Raw genomic sequence first — 18,963 nt, 5'->3', positions numbered from 1 at the left:
AGTAAATAAAAATAACCACTAACGAACTAAAAAATACAATGTCTTCTTGGAGATTATTCATTGTAAAATTCCACGCTAGAAGCATCAATATGGTTATACAAAACGTTAGTAGTATGTGAACAGTAAAAGTTTTCATGATTAAGGTTGAATGTTTATTGTTCTAATTGAGCTTCGACGTTGAATTTCATTATTTACTTTTGATAGCTCTGATTTATTAAATAATACAGTACCCCAAATGACGAGAGTAACGACTCCAGCTTTGGTCACTTTTCTATTACTCCAAAGCTTTACTAATAAACCCTTTCCACTTAAAGCCGAGGCGCCAATACCAATATATGATGCAAAGTTATCAACTTGACTATGAAAATACTGATCAGCTATAAGTTCTTCCGTTGTAAAAGACCATATGCCCCAATCCTTATTAACGAATGTAGGCTCAACAGCTAATGATATTAGCTTCGCTTTTAACGCCCCATTTGGTACGGATCTAATTAAAGTCATTGCTTCTATTTTTTGATGGCGATCTAAGTGTCTATATAGAATTGCACCACATATAGCTTCAACTTCATTTTGACCACCATCTTTGACTAAGGAGAAGGTATTTTAACTATATTTGACAGTATTCTGAGTTGCTCATTTAAGTTGTTTGGTAAATCGTATGGAAGATTACTAATAGAAAATGATGATGACATTTTTATTCCTTTAAAAATATAATATGAAAAAAGGGTACTTAATAATGCATGTTAGGTCAACAGCCAAAATCAAATTTAAAACAACTACTCTACTTTTTTGTACAAAATATCCGAATGGTAGTAATTAATTTGTAAGGGAAAATAATCTTAGGGTTTTAGCATTTAGTAACGAATATTCTAGCGAAAAATTGAACAAGGATAATTCAATGCTAAGTCATTTACCCCGTCGCGTATTTCGCACTGATCACCTGCAAATCGGTGAAGGAAATATCAGCGGTTACATTGCTTGCTTTTTTATTGTGTTGTTGGTGACTGCTGGTGTTTGATTAGGCGAATGTGTAGATTAAGTTTGGTTGGCTAAAAATTTTATCGAGTATTGGCATGGACAGATAACGATCAAAAATAGATTGCTAAAAAAGGTACTACCAGTGATAATTGGTTAAAGCAGGAATAATATATTATCATTGTTAGCTTTTTTTAAACTAATCGAACACAAGGATTCTATTTTGCAATTGAAATTACTTTTAATGAGCTTATCTATTTTGGCCGCAAGCGGATGCGGTGGTTCTTCTAACGACAGTCAAGATACAGCTGTTACAGAGCAAACGTTTACGCTTAAAATAACAGCCAATAGTGTTGCCGCAGGACTTGAAGTGTTATGGATGGATAATAAAGCAAAGCTTACTGTAGACAAGGCTATTGAACTTAGCGCAACAGCGGAGACATTTTTACAACCGACCTTACTAGCCATACCTAAAAGTATTTCGTGTGATACACAGTTGAGTAATGCAACAACGTTGAATTATAGTCTTGCTATCCAATGTGTATCTTCTCAGGCGACTTTTGAACAAACATCCCCTTATTCATACCCTGTAACTATTCGCTATGGCGAGCAAAACATTCAGTTAAAAGACTCTGTGCTTTCAGTTCCGCCATTTACAATGACTGAGCCTGAAATTACAGCGCTTGGCGGGCCACAGATTTGTGAGATCGATGATTCATCTGCTCTTAACTTTAAAGTCGCTTGCCGTCCTTATACTGTGGTATATGAAAAACGTAAATTGTATTTGGTGTTTAGTGAACAAGAAAAGCAATTATTGTTTGATAATCCCGACAAAGAGCGGTTAATTGAATCTGAATATTTATGGTTTGATGAGCAAGTTTGGTTTATTACTGAAGGTGCCTCTACGCAATACAAATTACACTCTGCTTCTTTTGATAATGGCCAATTAGGTAATTATAAAGTCCATGATATTAACGCTTCAAGTTTAGCTATTTCAGGCGGTAAACTATTTGCGTTAACGTCTTTCACTGATGGTGTTTATAGTTGGCAAAGTGGTAAATGGAAAGCAGTATCTAACCTAATCAACGATGGGGTTTTGAAAAGTGAATTTATTGCAAATAATCAAGACCTTTATCTAGCGCTTGAAGATAATAATGAGGTTTCATCAAAATCGTATATACAGATCATAAATGCTCAGATCCGAGGGAGAACTGTATTGAGTAAGCAGATCAGTACATTTAGTCATACACCATTTTTTGAATATGATGACATCACTTTTGGTCTAGGTTTTGGTACTGATGAGCAGTTGCTTATAAATGTAATGGACGTCATACCAAGTGCGCGCGATGACGCTGTGTTTTCATTGAATAATGTACGCAATGCTACTATTTGGCAAAATGCTAATAACCAGTTCTTATTTACAAACCAAGACAGTGGCATTGAACAGTTTAAATTCACACGAGAACAAGTAGAGACAAGTACTGCATTCGATTTAACCGCGTTAAGGCAAACAACTCCTGATTGGATTGGCGGCGACTTAGATACTTTACTTGCGGGTGATTTTGTCGAGACTGCATCGATAAAATATGCCGTGCTTAAATATTTACGTAAGGCGGATATAGAGCAGTCAGAATTGCAGTTGCAAACACGGCTAAATACCACTCAACCGATCAGAGTTTATAATGAAACGTGGCGCACAATTGCCAGTTATGCACGAAGTAATACTAAAAAAATCACCCCAATTGTGAGTGAACACGGCTATTTATTGGTTTATGTAGGTGATGCGTCATCTAATCAATCGATAGGCCAACTGTGGGCTCTATCAGCTGATAAAGAGTATTTGATCAAAGATGATGTGTCATGGGAAGGTTATTTAATGAAAGACTTTCATTTTGAGGCTGTTTCAGAAAAACACCTTGTGGTGTATAGCGAAATAGCCAATAAAATCATTACAATAACGCTAGATTAACGCTATTTTATTAACCAACTGAGTTCTGAGGGCGTTTATTTTATAGCTAGGCGGAAAGCGCGGCTCAGAGGTAGAGTCGCGCATAAAAGTTATAGTTTTTCTATTAGTGCTTTAAGAGTTGGTCGTCGGCTCATATCTGCGTTCATACATTGTTGAGCAAGTGTTATTAACTGTGTTGCATCGCTCGTAACTTCAGTACACACGCTCAGTAAATCATCAATTAAGCAGCCAATCGCTCTGACTTCAATACGCTGCATTTGTTGGCGCTGATAGTCGGTCAGAGAGTCTAAGTTAGTTGCTGCGCCAAAGTCACCAAACAATACTGTGTATTCATCGTTTATCATGGTGTTATGCGCATATACATCGCCATGACTTACGTTATTGATATGTAAGTGGGTAAGGGTGCTGACCATTTGCTTAGCAATGTGTTTAATGGCGTGAGCAGTAAACTGTGTATGCTCAAAAAAGGTATCGCGGGTGCAAGTATCAAGTGACGGCGGTAAGCCGAGGTTTTGATAGTCCTTGCTGATAAGCTCCATAACCAGACCAAGTTGCTCTGGGTTATCGATATAGGCGAGAACGTTTATTAGGTTTTTATGTTCGCCCGCTTGCAAGCAACAGTTTACTTCATCAAGTGGATAGCCATCACTGGTGATCGCGCCTTTAAACAGTTTTAACGCCACATTATTGTGCTGCCACTGTGCTAAGTGAATAATCCCTGACGCACCTTCACCAATTTTTTCTACAAGTGAAAACTCGTTTAGTTGTACGGCTGCTAATTGAACTTGTTGTAAACTTTGTGCTTTATTAAAGTCATTGCCTGCAAAAGCCAGCCAGCTGAGTTTTGGTAATTCAAACAGCCAGTCATTAACATCAGTTAAGTTATTCGCAGATAAACGCACGAGTTCAAGCGCTTGGCACTGCTGCATACTGTGTGGCAAAGTCGTTAGTCGATTGCCAGCAAGGGCAAGTTTACGCAGTTGCGTAAGTTCACCAAAAGAGTCTGGCAATTGTTCAATATGGTTGTCAGTTAAAATTAACCATTGTGTCGAAAGCGGCAAACTATGCTCGGCAAATTCACTGATTTTATTGCCTTTAAATGCAATCATAATAAGGGAGGGACATTTTGCCAATACGGCAGGAATATGCTGGAACTGATTGAATGATAAAAACACCCGCTTTAATTTAGTTAAACTAGCAAATTTGTCGGGCAAATCAGATAAGTTATTATTTGATAAGTCGAGTACTTCAAGGGTATCTGCAAGGGTAAAAATTTCGTCTGGGAATGTGGTTAGCTCTTCAACCAGCTGTAAGCGTTTAGTGCCAGCTAATTTACCACTATGAAGCTGTTCAAGGGTATTCAAAATACAAGCCCATTTATTTAGGTAGTTTAACTATTAGCAAATAAAAGAGGCCAATCTAGTTGGCCTTAGTGATAATTTTAGTCAATAAAATTAAAATTGTGCGTTGTGGTACACGTTTTGTACGTCGTCACAATCTTCAAGCATGGCTAAAAAGCGTTCCATTACTTCTACGTCTTCGCCTGCAATGGGTGCTTCAACTTGTGGCACAAATGAGATCAAATCTTCATCAAACTCAGTAACGCCCATTTCTTCAAGTGCGGTACGGGTGTTGTTGTACTCAGTATGCGGAGCAAAAACAGTGACTTTGCCGGCTTCAACTTCTACGTCAGTAACATCAACGTCAGCCATCATTAGTGCTTCAAGCACGGCTTCGTCATCATCGCCATCAAATACAAAAATAGCCAAATGATCAAATAAGTGAGATACCGAGTTTTGTGCACCAATTTTAGCGTTTGCTTTAGTAAAACATACACGTACATCAGCAAAGGTACGTTTGTTGTTGTCAGTTAAGCAATCAACAATGATCATGCAGTTACCAGGGCCATAGCCTTCGTAACGAGTTGCTGAGTAGTCTTCACCGCCGCCGCCTTTGGCTTTATCAATTGCGCGGTCAATTACGTGTGCTGGTACTTGATCTTTTTTAGCGCGTTCAATTAAACGACGTAGCGATAGGTTGCCATCGGGATCAATACCACCATTTTTTGCGCAAATATAAATTTCTTTACCGTACTTTGAGTAAACTTTAGTTTTAGCACCCGCAGTCTTAGCCATTGAATCTTTTTTGTTTTGGTAAGCTCTTCCCATCTGCGTTTCGCCTTAAATATGTTTTTAAAAGTATAAATTTTGTAGTGCCGTATTCTATACCCAACTCGCTTGGAAATACAGAATTCAGTGGGAATTAAAGTTGCTTTGAGTGAGCAAGCAGCACAAAAAAATATAACCCGCAGTTGCGGGTTATATTTTCAATCGAAATGTATCGGGTTATTAGCAAATACGTACGCGTTGATCTTCTGGTAAATACAAGGCATCACCCGGTTGTACATTGAATGCTTTGTACCATGCATCGTGGTTACGTGGTGCTTGTGCTCTAAAACGACTAGGACATGGGTGCCACCACGAAGCTGGTTTAACATGCTTTGCTGAGTGCGTTTTTCTTTCCATACTTGTGCCCAAGCGAGAAAGAACCGTTGATCGCCCGTAAGGCCATCAATAATAGGGGCTTCTTTACCGTTTAGGCTGAGTTTGTAAGCGCGATAAGCCATAGATAAACCACCGACGTCACTGATGTTTTCACCTAAACTATTACGACCATTAACGAAGTTACCGGGGATTGGCTCTTGCTGGCCATTTAGCTCTTTTCCGTAAAATGCGAAGTTAGTATTGAATACATCTTCAGACAGGAGCTCTGCATAGAGCTTAGCGCATGGTAGGTTAAGTAATCTTTCCATACAGTAACATCTTCTTGATTAGGTAAAAACAACAAGCAACGCGGCATACAGTGTGTATCCCACGCCGAAGATGAGTCTCCATGTTTATGCTGTTTTTTGTTGAAGTTCCCACATGCGCGCGTATTCACCATTGAGGGTAAGTAACTCATCATGTTTGCCTTGCTCGATCAGCTGGCCTTCTTTGAGCACAATAATCGTGTCTGCATCTGTTATTGTTGATAAGCGATGGGCAATTACTAAACTGGTATGATTAGAAGCCAGTGCAGACATGGCTTTTAATATTGCTTGCTCGGAATGAGAGTCTAGTGCTGATGTTGCTTCGTCAAAAATGATAATAGGGGAGCGTTTTAAAATGGCTCTGGCTATGGCAATGCGTTGTTTTTCACCGCCTGAAACTTTTAAACCTCGTTCACCAACGAGGGTTTGATCACCTTTATCTAAACTATCAATAAAGCTGCGTAAATGCGCCATATTAATAGCGTTATCAACCTCTTGTGCTGTAGCATCTGGACGGCCATAAGCAATGTTGTCGCGAATGCTGGTATTAAATAACACAGTATCTTGTGGCACAATGGCAATCGCTTGACGCAAGCTGTTGAGTGTGACGCTAGTAAGTTGTTGACCATCAATATGTATTTCACCGCTGTCAATATCATAAAAGCGATACAGTAAACGGGCTAGGGTGCTTTTTCCTGCACCGCTGGCGCCCACCACCGCGACTTTGCTGCCTGCTTTAATAGCAAAACTAAGCTGCTTAATGATAGGCCTTGATGGATGGTAGCCAAAGTTAACGTTTTTAAATTCTATATCAGCGTGTTGTATATTAAGCTGTTGCGCATTGGCTTTATCTGAAATGAGTGGTTTACGGGTTAATAGTCCGAGCATATTTTCAAGGTCGGTTAAGGCGCGGCGAATTTCTCGATAGACAAAGCCTAAAAAATTGAGCGGTAAAAATAATTGGATCATATAGGCGTTGATCATTACCAACTCACCAATAGAGAGTGTGCCTTTAACCACTTCAATACTAGCAAGCCACATTAAAGCGGTGATCGCTGCTGCTATGATCAAGGCTTGACCTGAATTAAGGGCAAGCAACGATAAGCGGTTTTTAAGCCGGGCTTGCTCCCAGCTTGCTAAAAAGCCATCATATGTTTGTGCTTCATGCTTTTCATTATTAAAATATTTTACGGTTTCGTAATTAAGTAAGCTGTCAATAGCACGGCTGTTACTATTATTGTCGGCTTGGTTTGCTTCGCGAATAAAGCGGTTGCGCCACTGTGTTACAACAACCGTGAAGGTAATATATAAAGCCACTGCAAGCAGGGTAACTACGGCAAACCAGGGCGAAAATAAAGTTGCAAAAATAATCGCAACTACGGCTATTTCAAATAAAGTTGGCACAATATTGAACATTAAAAAGCGCATTAAAAAGCTTAAGCCACTGGTGCCACGCTCTATATCACGGCTAATGCCGCCAGTTTGCCTATCAAGATGAAACGACAACTCAAGGCTGTGTAGGTGATTAAATACTTTGAGGCCAATATGGCGCATAGCATGTTCAGTTACACGACCAAACAACGCATCACGTACTTCACCAAAAAACACACTCGCAAAACGTAGTCCGCCATACAGTAACAGTAAAGCTATGGGTACTATGACTATATTTTGTAAACTTGGATCAACACTGTCGATTATTTCTTTTAGCGCCCATGGCATCAATAAAGTGGCACCCTTTGCGGCGATCAATGCCAGTGTTGCAAGTGTTACACGGCCTTTAAAAGCAACCAAGTAAGGCCACAAGGTGACAATGCTTTGCTTTAAATTCATCGCATCATGATGTTTTATTGCTTCTTGTTTACCCATTCCGCGCATATTCTCTCTAACTCTATTAAGTCTGCATTAAACTTTTTCTAGTAGCCTAGAGTATAAACTTTAACAGTTTGTATCTAGGGCTATACTACTAACAGCACATAGTACAGTTTAGGCAGCTTAAGACAATGTTTTAGAGTGGTTAATTAAACTCAGTTTTTAACATAGAAGGGAAAGCAGATGAAAACTATTGGATACGCAGCACATCAAGCTAATACGCCATTAGAGCCATTTCATTTTGAAAGACGCGATTTACGCGATGAAGATGTCGCGATTGAAATCTTATATTGCGGGGTGTGCCATTCAGATCTACATACCGTAAATAATGATTGGGGTGGCACCAGTTACCCAATTTTACCAGGACATGAGATTGTCGGTCGTGTCACTGAGGTTGGCAGCAAAGTGACTAAATACAAAGTTGGCGATAATGTAGCAGTTGGTTGTATGGTTGATAGCTGCCTTGAGTGTGACCAATGCCACAAAGGCGAAGAGCAATTTTGTCGCGAAGGCATGGTCGGAACTTATTCAGGAAAAGATCGTATCACTGGTGAATCAACCAAAGGTGGTTACGCCAAACACATTGTAGTGCGCGAAGAGTTTGTTTTAAACGTTCCAGAATCACTTGATCTTGCTAAGTGTGCGCCAATTTTATGCGCGGGTATTACCACTTATTCGCCGCTACGTACTTTTAATGTCGGGCCTGGAAGCCGAGTTGGCGTTATTGGCTTAGGTGGGTTAGGCCATATGGCAATTAAAATCGCAGCGGCAATGGGTGCCCATGTGACAGCTATTAGTCGATCAGATGATAAAAAACAGCAAGCGTTGGAATATGGTGCTGAAGGTTTACTGGTATCTAAAGACGAACAAGCCATGAAAGCATACGCTAATCAGTTTGATGTGATCATTAATACTATTCCAGTTAAGCATGACTTTACCCCTTATATGCCCCTATTAGATATTGATGGTACTCAAGTATTAGTCGGACAAGTGGGTGAGATGGCTGAATCAAACTCGGTGCCATTATTATTGGGGCGTCGCCGCGTGGCTGGCTCTTTGATTGGTGGTATTGCACAAACTCAAGAAATTCTTAATTTCTGTGCGCTGCATAATATTTTACCGGAAGTAGAGATGATCAACATGGCAGATATTAATCAGGCTTTTGAACGCTTAAAAGAAGGTGACTTGTCTCATCGTTATGTCATTGACATGTCCTCACTTGAAGTCGCTTAATTATCGACTGTGATTTTTGGCCGTAAGTAGTTTTACTTGCGGTTTTTTTTGTTCAATTGCAAATTAGCTATTGAAATAGGGCAATTACTCCCCATTTATAATACCAGCTTACTATTTAGATAATAAAATGATCCGTTTTCGCTTAGTCCTTACTGTATTACTGCTGTTTACTGCACTTTTTAGTGTGCAGGCTAATGCTGTGAGCAACGCTGAGACTAATGTGAGCCAGCCTACCGCTTTTTTTCAGTCGGCGATGTTATCTGATTTGAGTGTTTTAGAGGTTAAGGTATTTGATACTTCAGTATCAGATAGCACCCCTTTTACCAAGAAGATACCAATTGCGGCGGCTGATCAACAAACAGAAGGCGCGGGGTTTGAGTCTTTACAGCCACGCTTTTCAGCGAGTAATTCATCGTTATTTCTGTATCAAAGCCAAGTTGAGCCAAGTTATGTGGCAATATTTGAGTTTTTTGTACCTAGCCTTGCGCGCCAACTTTACTTACAACCCCTTGAACCGCCAATAACATTACCTTGGTTTGTAGCCTACGAAGGTAAAAAATCACGGATTAGTGGTTGGAAAGACGCCAACTTACAATACCGTGCAGTACTTACTTACTTCAGTTAACTCTTCCTACTAATTTTTTCGATGTTTTAGTCATTCAACTAAAGCAAATAAATTACTGCGCCTATGAGGCGAGAAACCGATGCTTGCATTGGTTTAAAGGAAGCAATATGTTAAAAAATTCATCAAAAAAACCGCAGCTACAGCGTTTTAAAATAAGCTATATGGCGATGTTTTTGGCGCTGGTATTATTAGCTATCAGTGCCTTACCAAATTTATATCCAGCAAAATCGTGGCTGCATCTGAGTACAACGCAGAGCCAGCAACATTCACAGCAGTTACTAGCGAATACTCCTTCGCAAAAATCTGTTATTAATTTTTTAAATCAACATGGGTTTCTGGTTGAGCAATCAATTCAAGTGGCGAAAAACAGCCCTTCATTAAATGTGTTACTACAAGAGCCAACCAAAAGTGCCGCAGCGCAACAAGTGTTAAAAAGTGAATTTACGCAGTTGAATGCAAAAATAGTTACGCATCAAACAACTCCCGACTGGTTACAAAGCTTAGGATTAGCACCTATAAAATTAGGTCTTGATCTTAATGGTGGTGTGTTATTTGTATTAGATGTTGATTTAGTGAAAGCGCAACAAGAGCAACTTGATAGTGCGTATGAACAAACTAAAACAATTATTCGTGATGAAAAAGCCAGAGGTGTTCGTGTACAAAAAAATGCCCATGGTTTTGAATTACACGCGTTGCCAGCTGCTAAAAGTGACTTAGCCGCAGTACAGGCGAATGTACTAAAGCGTTTTGAGCGTTTAATGGCAACTGCGCATTCACAGGGTAATTTAACAACGGTGACATTTAGTTTTAGTGAACAAGGTAGTAATGCGTTTGATAAAGAAGTAATGAGTCAAACCTTAACCACTTTAAGAGGCCGTATTGAAGAATTAGGCATTACTGAAGCAGTTACCCAGCGCCAAGGTAAACAACGTATTCGTATTGAGTTACCCGGTGTACAAGATCCAAGTGAAGCAAAACGTATTATAGGTGCAACAGCGTCGCTTGATTTTTATCAGCTTAAAGAAATCGGTGGAAAAAACTTTAACCTGCAAAATGGTGGCTCGATCAATTTAGACCCAATTGCTATTTTTTCAGGACAGCACATCAATAATGCCCATGCAGGGCGCGATGAATGGGGCAAGCCGCTAGTGCAGCTTAGCCTTGATAGCCAAGGTGGCGAGGCGATGTCGGCATTTTCAAAACGTAATATCGGTAAACCAATGGCAACGGTGTATTCTGAATATTATAAAAATGCCAAAGGTGAAGTAGTTAAAAAAAGTGAAGTGATTAATGTTGCCAATATAGCTCAACATTTGAGTAGCCAATTTAGTATTACTAATATGCAAAGCCCACAAGCGGCGCAGGATTTAGCATTGCTATTACGTGCAGGTTCATTAACTGCGCCAGTGACAATCGTACAAGAACAAACCATTGGGCCAAGCTTGGGGGCAGATAACATACATAATGGGCTCGCGGCCTTAATGTTGGGAATGGGTATTACATTAGCCTTTATGGCGCTGTGGTATCGCCGTTTAGGGCTGGTGGCAAATATTGCCTTATTATTGAATTTAACAGCTTTAGTAGGATTAATGTCACTGCTGCCTGGCGTGGTGCTAACTTTACCGGGCATAGCCGGGCTGGTACTGACAATCGGTATGGCTGTTGATACTAATGTTATTATTTTCGAGCGGATCAAAGAAGAGCGCCGTAAAGGCCGAGCACCATACCAAGCGATAGAGCAGGGCTATCAACAAGCATTTTCGACAATTTTTGATGCTAATATTACCACTATGATCACGGCAATTATTTTATATAGTATTGGCTATGGGCCAATCAAAGGCTTTGCAATTACGCTGGCGTTAGGGCTAATAACTAGCGTATTTACCGGGGTGTATGTCTCTAAGGCGTTGAGTCAGACTTTGTATTTAAAATTGGCAAATAAGCGAGGAGCTCGCGCATGAGTAATTCAAATGAAAAAATGAGCACCACAACCCGCTTACGTTTATCGGGGATGGTTTTATCTATCTTACTAGTGCTGCTCTCTCTAATAGGGGTTGCTACAAAAGGACTCAATTTAGGTCTTGATTTTACTGGTGGCTATTTAACGGAGTTTACCACTGCAGTGCCAATTAGTGAGGCTGAGCTGGCGAAAAAAATTAGTTATTATCACCATGATAACTTTACCTTAAACGCTCAATCTAGCCAGCACTTTCAGTTAAGAGAGGCAGAGCAAGCCAGTACATCGCCTTGGTTAGCAACGCTTACGCAAGATGAGACTTTAGGTGCTGAAGTGTTGTCATCTTCTTACTTAGGCTCACAAGTTGGCGATGAATTATTTGAACAAGGCTGTTTGGCATTATTTGCGGCAATGGTTGCTGTGATGATTTATTTAGCACTACGCTTTGAGTGGCGTTTAGCGTTGGGATCGGTTGTGGCTTTAATGCATGACGTGGTGGTGGTAGTTGGTTTATTTGCATGGTTACAGCTTGATTTTAACTTAACCGTGTTAGCGAGTTTACTGGCAATCATTGGTTATTCATTAAATGATTCAATTATTGTCGGAGACAGGGTACGCGAGCTACTGCGCTTAGATTCCACAACACAACAAGCTAGCGTGAATACGGTGATCAATGAATCAATTAAGAGCACTTTGCCCCGTACTTTGATCACCTCAGGCACTACTCTTGCCACAGTGGCGAGTGTGTGGTTATTGGCAGGTGCGCCATTACAGGGGTTTTCTATCGCACTATTTGTAGGAATTGTTGTGGGAACATTATCGTCAATTTGTATTGCTGCAACGTTACCACAGTTACTTGGTTTAAGGCATGAAAACTATCAAGTTAAGGTCGATGAGCAAAGCCAAGCGTTGATGGATATGCCGTAACTGACTTTATCAACGAAAAACAAAAATGCCGCGATATACGCGGCATTTTATTCTTTAAGTTAATTTGTTAACTTAAATTAATTGTCACAACATCAGCTGTTTCATCATCGTTAAGTACAGGTTGTTTTGGTATGTCTGGTTTATCAAGCGCAATATCGCCGCCATCAATTACTTCACCGGTTTTTAAGTTGGTGAAATCAAATAACTCATTATCTGCTAGGTGCGAAGGTACAACATTTTGCATTGCGGTAAAAATACTCTCAATACGACCAGGGTGCTCAATATCCCACTGTGCAAGCATCGCTTTGGTATGTTTGCGTTGCAGATTTTCTTGTGAGCCACACAGATTACATGGAATGATAGGGTATGCTTGGCTGACAGCATATTGTTCAATATCTGTTTCTTTACAGTAGGCTAATGGACGAATTACCATGTGCTCACCGTTATCGCTCATTAATTTAGTCGGCATGCTTTTCAGTTTGCCACCATAAAACATATTTAAGAATAGGGTTTCGATCATATCGTCGCGATGATGACCTAAGGCGATTTTAGTGGCCCCCATTTCATTTGCGGTACGGTATAAAATGCCGCGACGTAAGCGTGAGCATAGCGAACAGGTTGTTTTACCCTCAGGAATAATATCGGTCACTATACTGTAGGTATCTTCTTCAACAATTTTATATTCAATATTCTGTGTGTCTAAATATGCTGGCAATACATGTTCAGGGAAGCCCGGTTGCTTTTGATCAAGGTTAACAACAAACAAATCAAATTTAATAGGTGCAACACGCTGCAAATGCTGCAGCATGTCGAGTAGGGTGTAACTGTCTTTGCCGCCAGAGAGGCACACCATGATACGGTCGCCTTCTTCAATCATGTTGAAGTCCATCACCGCTTGACCGGTTTGACGACGTAAGCGTTTTTGTAACTTAGATAAGCTATGTTGAGCTTTGGCTTGAACAGAATGCGACATTACGCCCCCTTTAGAACTATGGGTAAAATAAAGGGGCGTATTATATGCCTAAAGTTTCAATCAACAAAATTTATTTAATCTTTTGCCAACGGACTCACATAGCCATCGGGTTTTAAGGCTAATACGTCACAATCAAGGCTGTCAATGACATGCTCTGCGGTGTTACCCACTAAGGCTGCACTTAATCCAGTGCGGCCAACCGTACCAATCACCACTAATTCACTATTAAGGCGCTTTGCTACATCAGGGATCACGTCCTCTGGTAAACCTTCTTCTATAACACAGTTTTGCTGGGCGATTTTATGACTAGCTGCTAACTCATGGGTTGATTCTATGTGGTGTTTTTTTACTGACTCATTATAAATACTGGGGTTAAATTCAGGAATTTCAATCGCAATATTAATCGGTGTAGCAGGATAGGCGTTAACGATATTTAGGCTTGCATTAGCCAGTTCACATAAAAACTGCGCATCTTGAATAATACGATGATTTAAATCAAGGTGCTGTTGATTTTCGCTAACGGCGTTGACAGCAGCTAAAATATTGCCCTGCGAAGGCCACGCGTGCTCTTTTACCAATAATACGGGGGCTGGGCATTTACGAATTAAATGCCAATCGGTTGGAGTAAAAATAACTGACTTAAGTGTATCGTGCTGATGAGTCCCTTTTACAACCAGATCAAACTGTTGGTCAATAACTGTATTAATGATCGCTTCATAAGTGCGATTATGCCAAACCACTTGGCTTTTAATATCGATGTCTGGATAGAGCTGCAAAATTTCATCCAGCCATAACTGACGGTCTTTAACGACGGCATTACGCATTGCCTCGCGCTCATCGCCAGAAAGCATGGTCGTCATCTCATAGGAAAAATCATAAATGCTCATAAAAGCGGTGATGCTGGCACCGGACTTTTTGGCTAATTCAATAGAGCGAGATAAACCATGCTGAGACTCAGTGGTTGGATCAATAATGGCGAGTATTTGTTTGATGCTGTTCATAAGCTGCTCCTTTAACTACTGTATAGTTAGAGTGTAACGTATAACGTGAGTAGTTAAAGTAACAGCTAACAACTTGTTGCGCTAGATCAAGTTTATTTTGGGTGGATTGCTGCAGCTGCGGATAACCCATCATTATCTAGAATAGTGATAAATTTACCTTCTACTTTGATTAAAGCAGCTTTTTGAAAACGACTCAGTAAACGACTAATCGTTTCAACGGTTAAACCAAGGTAATTACCAATTTCACCCCGAGTCATGGTAAAGCGAAACTCTTTACGAGAAAACCCGCGTTCACCAAAGCGTTTTGATAAGTTGTAGATAAAACTAGCTAAGCGCTCTTCGGCTGATTTTTTATTCAGTGACAAAAACATTTCTTGGTCGTAGTTAATTTCACTGCTCATCAGGCGCATAATCTGCTGACGTAACTTGGGTAATTTACCTGAAAGTTCATCGAGTGTATCAAATGGAATTTCGCATACCATCGAGGTTTCAAGCGCCTGAGAAAAGCTTTGGTGTGCCATTTTATTTATTGCGTCAAAGCCAATTAAATCTCCTGCTAGGTGAAAGCCAGTAATTTGTTCGTCCCCTTGCTCGGAAAGGGTATAAGATTTAAATGAGCCAGAACGCACTGCAAAAATAGCCTCTAGCGGGGCACCTGACTCAAAAAGAAAATCCCCTTTGTGCAATGGTTTTTTACGCTCAATGATTTCATCAAGTTTATCCATTTCTTGCCCATTAAGGCTAAAAGGTAAGCACAGTTGATTAATACTGCAGTCATTGCAGCTGATTGTGCAATTGTTTTTGACTTTGTTTTGATATAAATCCATTAGTTCAGTCCATTAAATGTTGTCACACTAATTCGTTAAGATTAATGCAGCAGCTTGTCAGTTGCAATGATAAGTAAATAAATTCCATACCAAATAAGTACACTGCCCAGCGCTATTCGTGCCCATGGGTGGTTTAATACTTTATGCAATACTTGTGCGCCCATGCCGATACTTAACATCGCGGGAAACGTACCAAGAGCGAAAAATAGCATGACTAGAGCGCCATCAAGGGCTGTGTTGCTGGTCATCGCCCAAGTTAGCGCTGAATAAACTAAACCACACGGTAACCACCCCCACAATGCGCCATAAGCCATGGCTTTAGGTAATGAGTTGATTGGCATTATAAAACGGTTTAGTTTTACCAAGTGTTGCCACAGCAAGGTTTTTCCTAGCGATTCCAGCCATTGTAAGCTTGCGCCTAAACGCATGATATACAAGCCAACCAAAATCATAAATAGGCCACTTAAAAACGCTAAAGTTAACGTGAACCAATGACTTTGGGTGGCTACATGGCTGCTGATCCCTGCAACGAGTGCCCCAGCGAGCATATAACTGGCGGCACGACCGATGTTATACGCAATGGAGTACTGCAATGGCCGGTTTTTATCTGTGGCTAATTGTAAAGAGCTGGCAATACCGCCACACATTGCAATGCAATGTCCGCTGCCAATCAGGCCCATGATAAAAGCGCTGAAAAATAAGGGATCAATCATTACTTTTTTTGTGCTGTTCTTTATCGTCTTCAAACAAAATACTATGACCTTGTTTGTTCAAATCTGAAAATTGTTCGCCGCGCACGGCCCAAAAAAACACCCCGATTGCAATCAGCACAAATAAGATCGCAATTGGAACAAGAATATAAATGACACTCATAACTTTAATAACCTCAGTGAGTTGCTTATCACAATGATCGAGCTGGCAGACATCCCAATCACAGCCATCCAAGGTGCAACTAAGCCTAATGCTGCAAGCGGCAAGATAGAGCCATTATAAAGCAACGAAAGCGCTAAATTTTGCTTTATTATTCGGCGTGTTTTTTTCGATATTTTTAATAAATGATCGATTGCGGCTAAATCGCTATTGAGTAATACCACATCGGCGGTATTTTTGGAAATATCCGCGCCAGTTTCCATTGCAATAGATAAGTGAGCGCTGTTAAATACAGGGCTGTCGTTAACACCATCACCAACCATAGCAACAATTTCACCCTGACTGGACCATAGTTTCACTTCATTTTGTTTATCTTCAGGTAGACACCCTAGTTTAAAGCTATCAAGTTTGAGTTTTCTAGCAATTTGTTGTCCTGCATTTGAGGCATCGCCAGTTAGCATATGGCAGGTTAAGCCTTGTTGTTGCAAAGAGCTGATTAACAATGTTGCATTACTTTTTACTTCATCAACAAAATAAAAATTGGCTACGGGTTGTTGATCAATGTAAAAAGTTGCTTGAGCGTTTGTTTTCTTACTGTCAAACCAACCACTTTTGCCTATTGCATAGTGATAATTATCATCTTCACCTGTGATGCCAAGGCCTGGATGAATTTTGATATTAGTTAAATCGCGCTGCGCCGGTGTAAATTCATTAAATGCAGTTGCAATAGGGTGCTCAGAATAACTTTCGAGTTGTGCAGCAAGAGCCAAAATACGGTTTTTAGATAAAGAATCTACTAATACATCTACGGCATCTAGACTAAAACGACCTTGCGTTAAAGTACCTGTTTTATCAAATGCAAAACGGGTTAATTGTGGCAGTGTTTCCAGCACATGAGATTGCTTGATAAGTACTCCTTTGCGTGTCAGAGTTGCCACTGCGCAAGTTAAGGCGGTTGGAATTGCTAAACTCAGTGCACATGGACAGGTTGCAACAAGAACCGCAATGGTGATCCAAAACGCATGCTCAGGGTCAATTTGATACCAACTAATAGCGGTGATAGAGGCAAATATTAGCAAGCAAGCAACAAACCATTGTGCCACTTTGTCAGTGATCTCGACAAGTTTAGGTCGGGTAGCAAGTGCGCTGTGTTGCAGTTTTATAATTTGGTTTAAAAGTGTATTTTGGCCAATTTTGTTGATAAGAATTTCAATTGCACCATCATGATTAACGGTGCCAGCAAAGACGTGATGATCAATGTACTTATTAACTGGTAAATGCTCACCTGTCATCATCGATTCATCAACTGTGGTACTGCCTGCGAAAATAATTCCATCAGCAGGAATAGTTTCTCCTGCTTTAATGAGTACTCGATCGTTGAGTTTTAACTTTTTAGCGGCAATAATATGTTCGTGGCCGTTTTCATCCAAAGTACGGGCTGTAAGTGGTAATAACTTTTGTAAGTTAGCAGTAAACTCACTGGCTTTGAGGCGAGCTCGGAACTCTAAATATTTACCTAGCAATAATAAGAAGGTAAACATGCAAATTGATTCAAAGTACACTTCGCCGACAGCCATCAAGGTGGCATAACTACTTGCGCCATATGCGCCAAATATGGCCAGAGACACTGGGATATCCATGTTTAATTGCTTGGCTTTTAAGCCATTAATTGCATTGGTTAAAAAAGGCATGGCACTGTATAAAATAACCGGTGAAGCGAGGATCAAGCTGATCCATCGAAAATACTGTTCAAAGCTTTCTTCCATGCCTGAAAACATGCCAAAGTACATTGCGAATGCGAACATCATTACTTGCATGGTCATTAAACCAGCTACACCGAGTCTGCGTATGTAGGCTTTGGCTAGTAATTGTTTTTGACTTGCTTCTAGATCTGCTTGGAATGGGTAGGCTTTATAACCAATTTCTAATAATGACTTGATTATTTCACTTAGCGGCAATGCTTCTTTACGCCATTGGATCATTGCACGATTAGTTGAGGTATTTACATCAACGAGTTTAACCGCTGGCATATTAAGTAATTGCTTTTCAATTAACCAGGCACATGCTGCGCAGGTAATACCCTCAACAGTCAATAGTACTTCACTGATGTCCCCATTCAAGGCTATAAATTCATCTTGAATATCTTCGTTGTCATAACTTTTGATAAGTTCAAGTTGCTCAGGCACCAGTTGCTCTACTTTACCCGCAGTAACAGTTCTGAATTTATAGTAATCTGTCATACCTTGGGAGACGATTGTCTCAGCAACGGTTTGACAGCCAATGCAACACATAGGTTTAGCGCTATCGTCTATAACAACGGTGGCGCTAAACCCAGGTGGTACACTTTCAAGGCAATGAAAGCAGTTATTAGACATGATGAGGTGGCTACTTATATTCAGGACTTATAGCAATACTTTGCTCAGTCGGCAAAGTGATGTTTTCTTTTAACTTCCAACTACCGTTTGTTGGTTCAATAAAGACAGTATAAGTGCCATCACTGTATGGTTCGACGATTGCTGTAAATTCACCATTCGCATTAGGGGTTAAGTGAATATTAAAATCATGAGCCTTAATTGTACGGTGATAAAACGATAGTTTTAATGAGTGGATATTACTAGTGTCCCCTTTATTAAATTTAAAGCTGACTTTATCAGCTTCGATTAGCAATTCACCATGTAAATACAGCGCTTTGGCTTTATCGAATTTGCTCAACTCTAAGTTAATTGCTTTACCTTTTTTATAGTAATCATCAACCACCATATCAGGGCCATTACCGATAGCAGTTATAAAGAGGGAGATACAGCCAATGATGGCAACTAACGGAAAAAAGATTAAAAACCACGGCCAGAAATTTTTATACCAAGGAGTAGGGGTCATAAATACACTTAATTAGTTTACGATAAGGGCATTTTATAGGATTTAAATTGA

The 18,963-nt window shown here is 40.1% G+C and carries 16 protein-coding genes and 1 pseudogene; 5 read left to right on the top strand and 12 right to left on the bottom strand.

The annotated features are described in order from the left end of the window. Window positions 1-138: 138 nt before the first annotated feature. Window positions 139-501: a hypothetical protein gene (locus J7338_RS10985; RefSeq protein ID WP_210797088.1), complete on the bottom strand. Its 363-nt coding sequence runs from the start codon at window positions 499-501 to the stop codon at window positions 139-141. Window positions 502-1,204: 703 nt separating this feature from the next. Here J7338_RS10985 and J7338_RS10980 point away from each other — a divergent pair. Then, complete coding sequence (locus tag J7338_RS10980) at window positions 1,205-2,944, top strand: hypothetical protein (RefSeq protein WP_210797087.1); 1,740 nt, start codon at window positions 1,205-1,207, stop codon at window positions 2,942-2,944. Between the two features lie 89 nt (window positions 2,945-3,033). On the opposite strand, the gene J7338_RS10975 is transcribed toward J7338_RS10980, so the two are convergent. The 4 genes and pseudogenes from J7338_RS10975 to J7338_RS10960 all read right to left on the bottom strand — a co-directional run bounded on the left by J7338_RS10975 (window position 3,034) and on the right by J7338_RS10960 (window position 7,583). Then, window positions 3,034-4,308 carry a leucine-rich repeat-containing protein kinase family protein gene (locus J7338_RS10975; protein ID WP_210797086.1) on the bottom strand — a complete coding sequence of 425 codons (1,275 nt, stop codon included), beginning with the start codon at window positions 4,306-4,308 and terminating at the stop codon, window positions 3,034-3,036. Between the two features lie 90 nt (window positions 4,309-4,398). Continuing rightward, the gene (locus tag J7338_RS10970; protein ID WP_145233481.1) at window positions 4,399-5,112 is read right to left on the bottom strand and encodes a YebC/PmpR family DNA-binding transcriptional regulator; all 714 of its coding nucleotides are present in this window, start codon (window positions 5,110-5,112) and stop codon (window positions 4,399-4,401) included. 180 nt (window positions 5,113-5,292) lie between these two features. Next, window positions 5,293-5,645 (bottom strand): annotated as a pseudogene (locus J7338_RS10965) (M13-type metalloendopeptidase); the annotation flags it as partial. Between the two features lie 195 nt (window positions 5,646-5,840). Next, window positions 5,841-7,583 carry an ABCB family ABC transporter ATP-binding protein/permease gene (locus J7338_RS10960; RefSeq protein WP_210797097.1) on the bottom strand — a complete coding sequence of 581 codons (1,743 nt, stop codon included), beginning with the start codon at window positions 7,581-7,583 and terminating at the stop codon, window positions 5,841-5,843. Between the two features lie 222 nt (window positions 7,584-7,805). On the opposite strand from J7338_RS10960, the gene J7338_RS10955 reads away from it, so the two are divergent. The 4 genes from J7338_RS10955 to secF all read left to right on the top strand — a co-directional run bounded on the left by J7338_RS10955 (window position 7,806) and on the right by secF (window position 12,364). Next, the gene (locus tag J7338_RS10955) at window positions 7,806-8,855 is read left to right on the top strand and encodes an NAD(P)-dependent alcohol dehydrogenase (RefSeq protein ID WP_145233486.1); all 1,050 of its coding nucleotides are present in this window, start codon (window positions 7,806-7,808) and stop codon (window positions 8,853-8,855) included. Window positions 8,856-8,982: 127 nt separating this feature from the next. Beyond that, a complete protein-coding gene (locus tag J7338_RS10950; protein ID WP_182718568.1) occupies window positions 8,983-9,480 on the top strand; it encodes a hypothetical protein in 498 nt (165 codons plus the stop codon). Window positions 9,481-9,587: 107 nt separating this feature from the next. After that, on the top strand, window positions 9,588-11,441 hold the full coding sequence (gene secD, locus J7338_RS10945) for a protein translocase subunit SecD (RefSeq protein ID WP_210797085.1): 1,854 nt from the start codon (window positions 9,588-9,590) through the stop codon (window positions 11,439-11,441). Next, window positions 11,438-12,364 (top strand): protein translocase subunit SecF, encoded by a 927-nt coding sequence (gene secF, locus J7338_RS10940; RefSeq protein WP_210797084.1) that lies wholly within the window; start codon window positions 11,438-11,440, stop codon window positions 12,362-12,364. The genes secD and secF overlap by 4 nt, the downstream gene beginning before the upstream one ends. A 67-nt stretch (window positions 12,365-12,431) precedes the next feature. Here secF and ttcA read toward each other — a convergent pair whose 3' ends face one another. From ttcA to J7338_RS10905, 7 genes are all read right to left on the bottom strand, one after another. Beyond that, window positions 12,432-13,337, bottom strand: coding sequence for a tRNA 2-thiocytidine(32) synthetase TtcA (gene ttcA, locus J7338_RS10935; protein ID WP_210797083.1), 906 nt, complete (start codon window positions 13,335-13,337; stop codon window positions 12,432-12,434). A gap of 74 nt (window positions 13,338-13,411) precedes the next feature. Beyond that, window positions 13,412-14,338 carry a universal stress protein UspE gene (uspE, locus tag J7338_RS10930; protein WP_210797082.1) on the bottom strand — a complete coding sequence of 309 codons (927 nt, stop codon included), beginning with the start codon at window positions 14,336-14,338 and terminating at the stop codon, window positions 13,412-13,414. Between the two features lie 92 nt (window positions 14,339-14,430). Continuing rightward, entirely contained in the window at window positions 14,431-15,165 is a 735-nt protein-coding gene (locus J7338_RS10925; RefSeq protein WP_210797081.1) for an FNR family transcription factor, read from the bottom strand. Window positions 15,166-15,206: 41 nt separating this feature from the next. Continuing rightward, entirely contained in the window at window positions 15,207-15,878 is a 672-nt protein-coding gene (locus J7338_RS10920; protein ID WP_210797080.1) for a sulfite exporter TauE/SafE family protein, read from the bottom strand. Next, complete coding sequence (ccoS, locus tag J7338_RS10915; protein WP_210797079.1) at window positions 15,871-16,038, bottom strand: cbb3-type cytochrome oxidase assembly protein CcoS; 168 nt, start codon at window positions 16,036-16,038, stop codon at window positions 15,871-15,873. Before ccoS ends, J7338_RS10920 begins: the two co-directional genes overlap by 8 nt. Beyond that, window positions 16,035-18,410 carry a heavy metal translocating P-type ATPase gene (locus J7338_RS10910; protein ID WP_210797078.1) on the bottom strand — a complete coding sequence of 792 codons (2,376 nt, stop codon included), beginning with the start codon at window positions 18,408-18,410 and terminating at the stop codon, window positions 16,035-16,037. The genes ccoS and J7338_RS10910 overlap by 4 nt, the downstream gene beginning before the upstream one ends. Window positions 18,411-18,420: 10 nt before the next feature. Beyond that, window positions 18,421-18,912 (bottom strand): FixH family protein, encoded by a 492-nt coding sequence (locus J7338_RS10905; protein ID WP_210797077.1) that lies wholly within the window; start codon window positions 18,910-18,912, stop codon window positions 18,421-18,423. Window positions 18,913-18,963: the final 51 nt, after the last annotated feature.

Source organism: Pseudoalteromonas ostreae (assembly GCF_018069805.1).
In the GTDB taxonomy this organism is placed as follows: Bacteria; Pseudomonadota; Gammaproteobacteria; order Enterobacterales; family Alteromonadaceae; genus Pseudoalteromonas; species Pseudoalteromonas ostreae.
This window is presented reverse-complemented; position numbering and strand designations above follow the sequence as displayed.

Bases quoted from the DNA above. Each gene is read 5' to 3' on its own strand.
- J7338_RS10985 (WP_210797088.1), bottom strand. From the start codon at position 501: ATGACTTTAATTAGATCCGTACCAAATGGGGCGTTAAAAGCGAAGCTA.
- J7338_RS10970 (WP_145233481.1), bottom strand. From the start codon at position 5,112: ATGGGAAGAGCTTACCAAAACAAAAAAGATTCAATGGCTAAGACTGCG.
- J7338_RS10960 (WP_210797097.1), bottom strand. From the start codon at position 7,583: ATGAATTTAAAGCAAAGCATTGTCACCTTGTGGCCTTACTTGGTTGCT.
- J7338_RS10955 (WP_145233486.1), top strand. From the start codon at position 7,806: ATGAAAACTATTGGATACGCAGCACATCAAGCTAATACGCCATTAGAG.
- J7338_RS10950 (WP_182718568.1), top strand. From the start codon at position 8,983: ATGATCCGTTTTCGCTTAGTCCTTACTGTATTACTGCTGTTTACTGCA.
- secD (WP_210797085.1), top strand. From the start codon at position 9,588: ATGTTAAAAAATTCATCAAAAAAACCGCAGCTACAGCGTTTTAAAATA.
- secF (WP_210797084.1), top strand. From the start codon at position 11,438: ATGAGTAATTCAAATGAAAAAATGAGCACCACAACCCGCTTACGTTTA.
- ttcA (WP_210797083.1), bottom strand. From the start codon at position 13,337: ATGTCGCATTCTGTTCAAGCCAAAGCTCAACATAGCTTATCTAAGTTA.
- uspE (WP_210797082.1), bottom strand. From the start codon at position 14,338: ATGAACAGCATCAAACAAATACTCGCCATTATTGATCCAACCACTGAG.
- J7338_RS10925 (WP_210797081.1), bottom strand. From the start codon at position 15,165: ATGGATTTATATCAAAACAAAGTCAAAAACAATTGCACAATCAGCTGC.
- J7338_RS10920 (WP_210797080.1), bottom strand. From the start codon at position 15,878: ATGATTGATCCCTTATTTTTCAGCGCTTTTATCATGGGCCTGATTGGC.
- ccoS (WP_210797079.1), bottom strand. From the start codon at position 16,038: ATGAGTGTCATTTATATTCTTGTTCCAATTGCGATCTTATTTGTGCTG.
- J7338_RS10910 (WP_210797078.1), bottom strand. From the start codon at position 18,410: ATGTCTAATAACTGCTTTCATTGCCTTGAAAGTGTACCACCTGGGTTT.
- J7338_RS10905 (WP_210797077.1), bottom strand. From the start codon at position 18,912: ATGACCCCTACTCCTTGGTATAAAAATTTCTGGCCGTGGTTTTTAATC.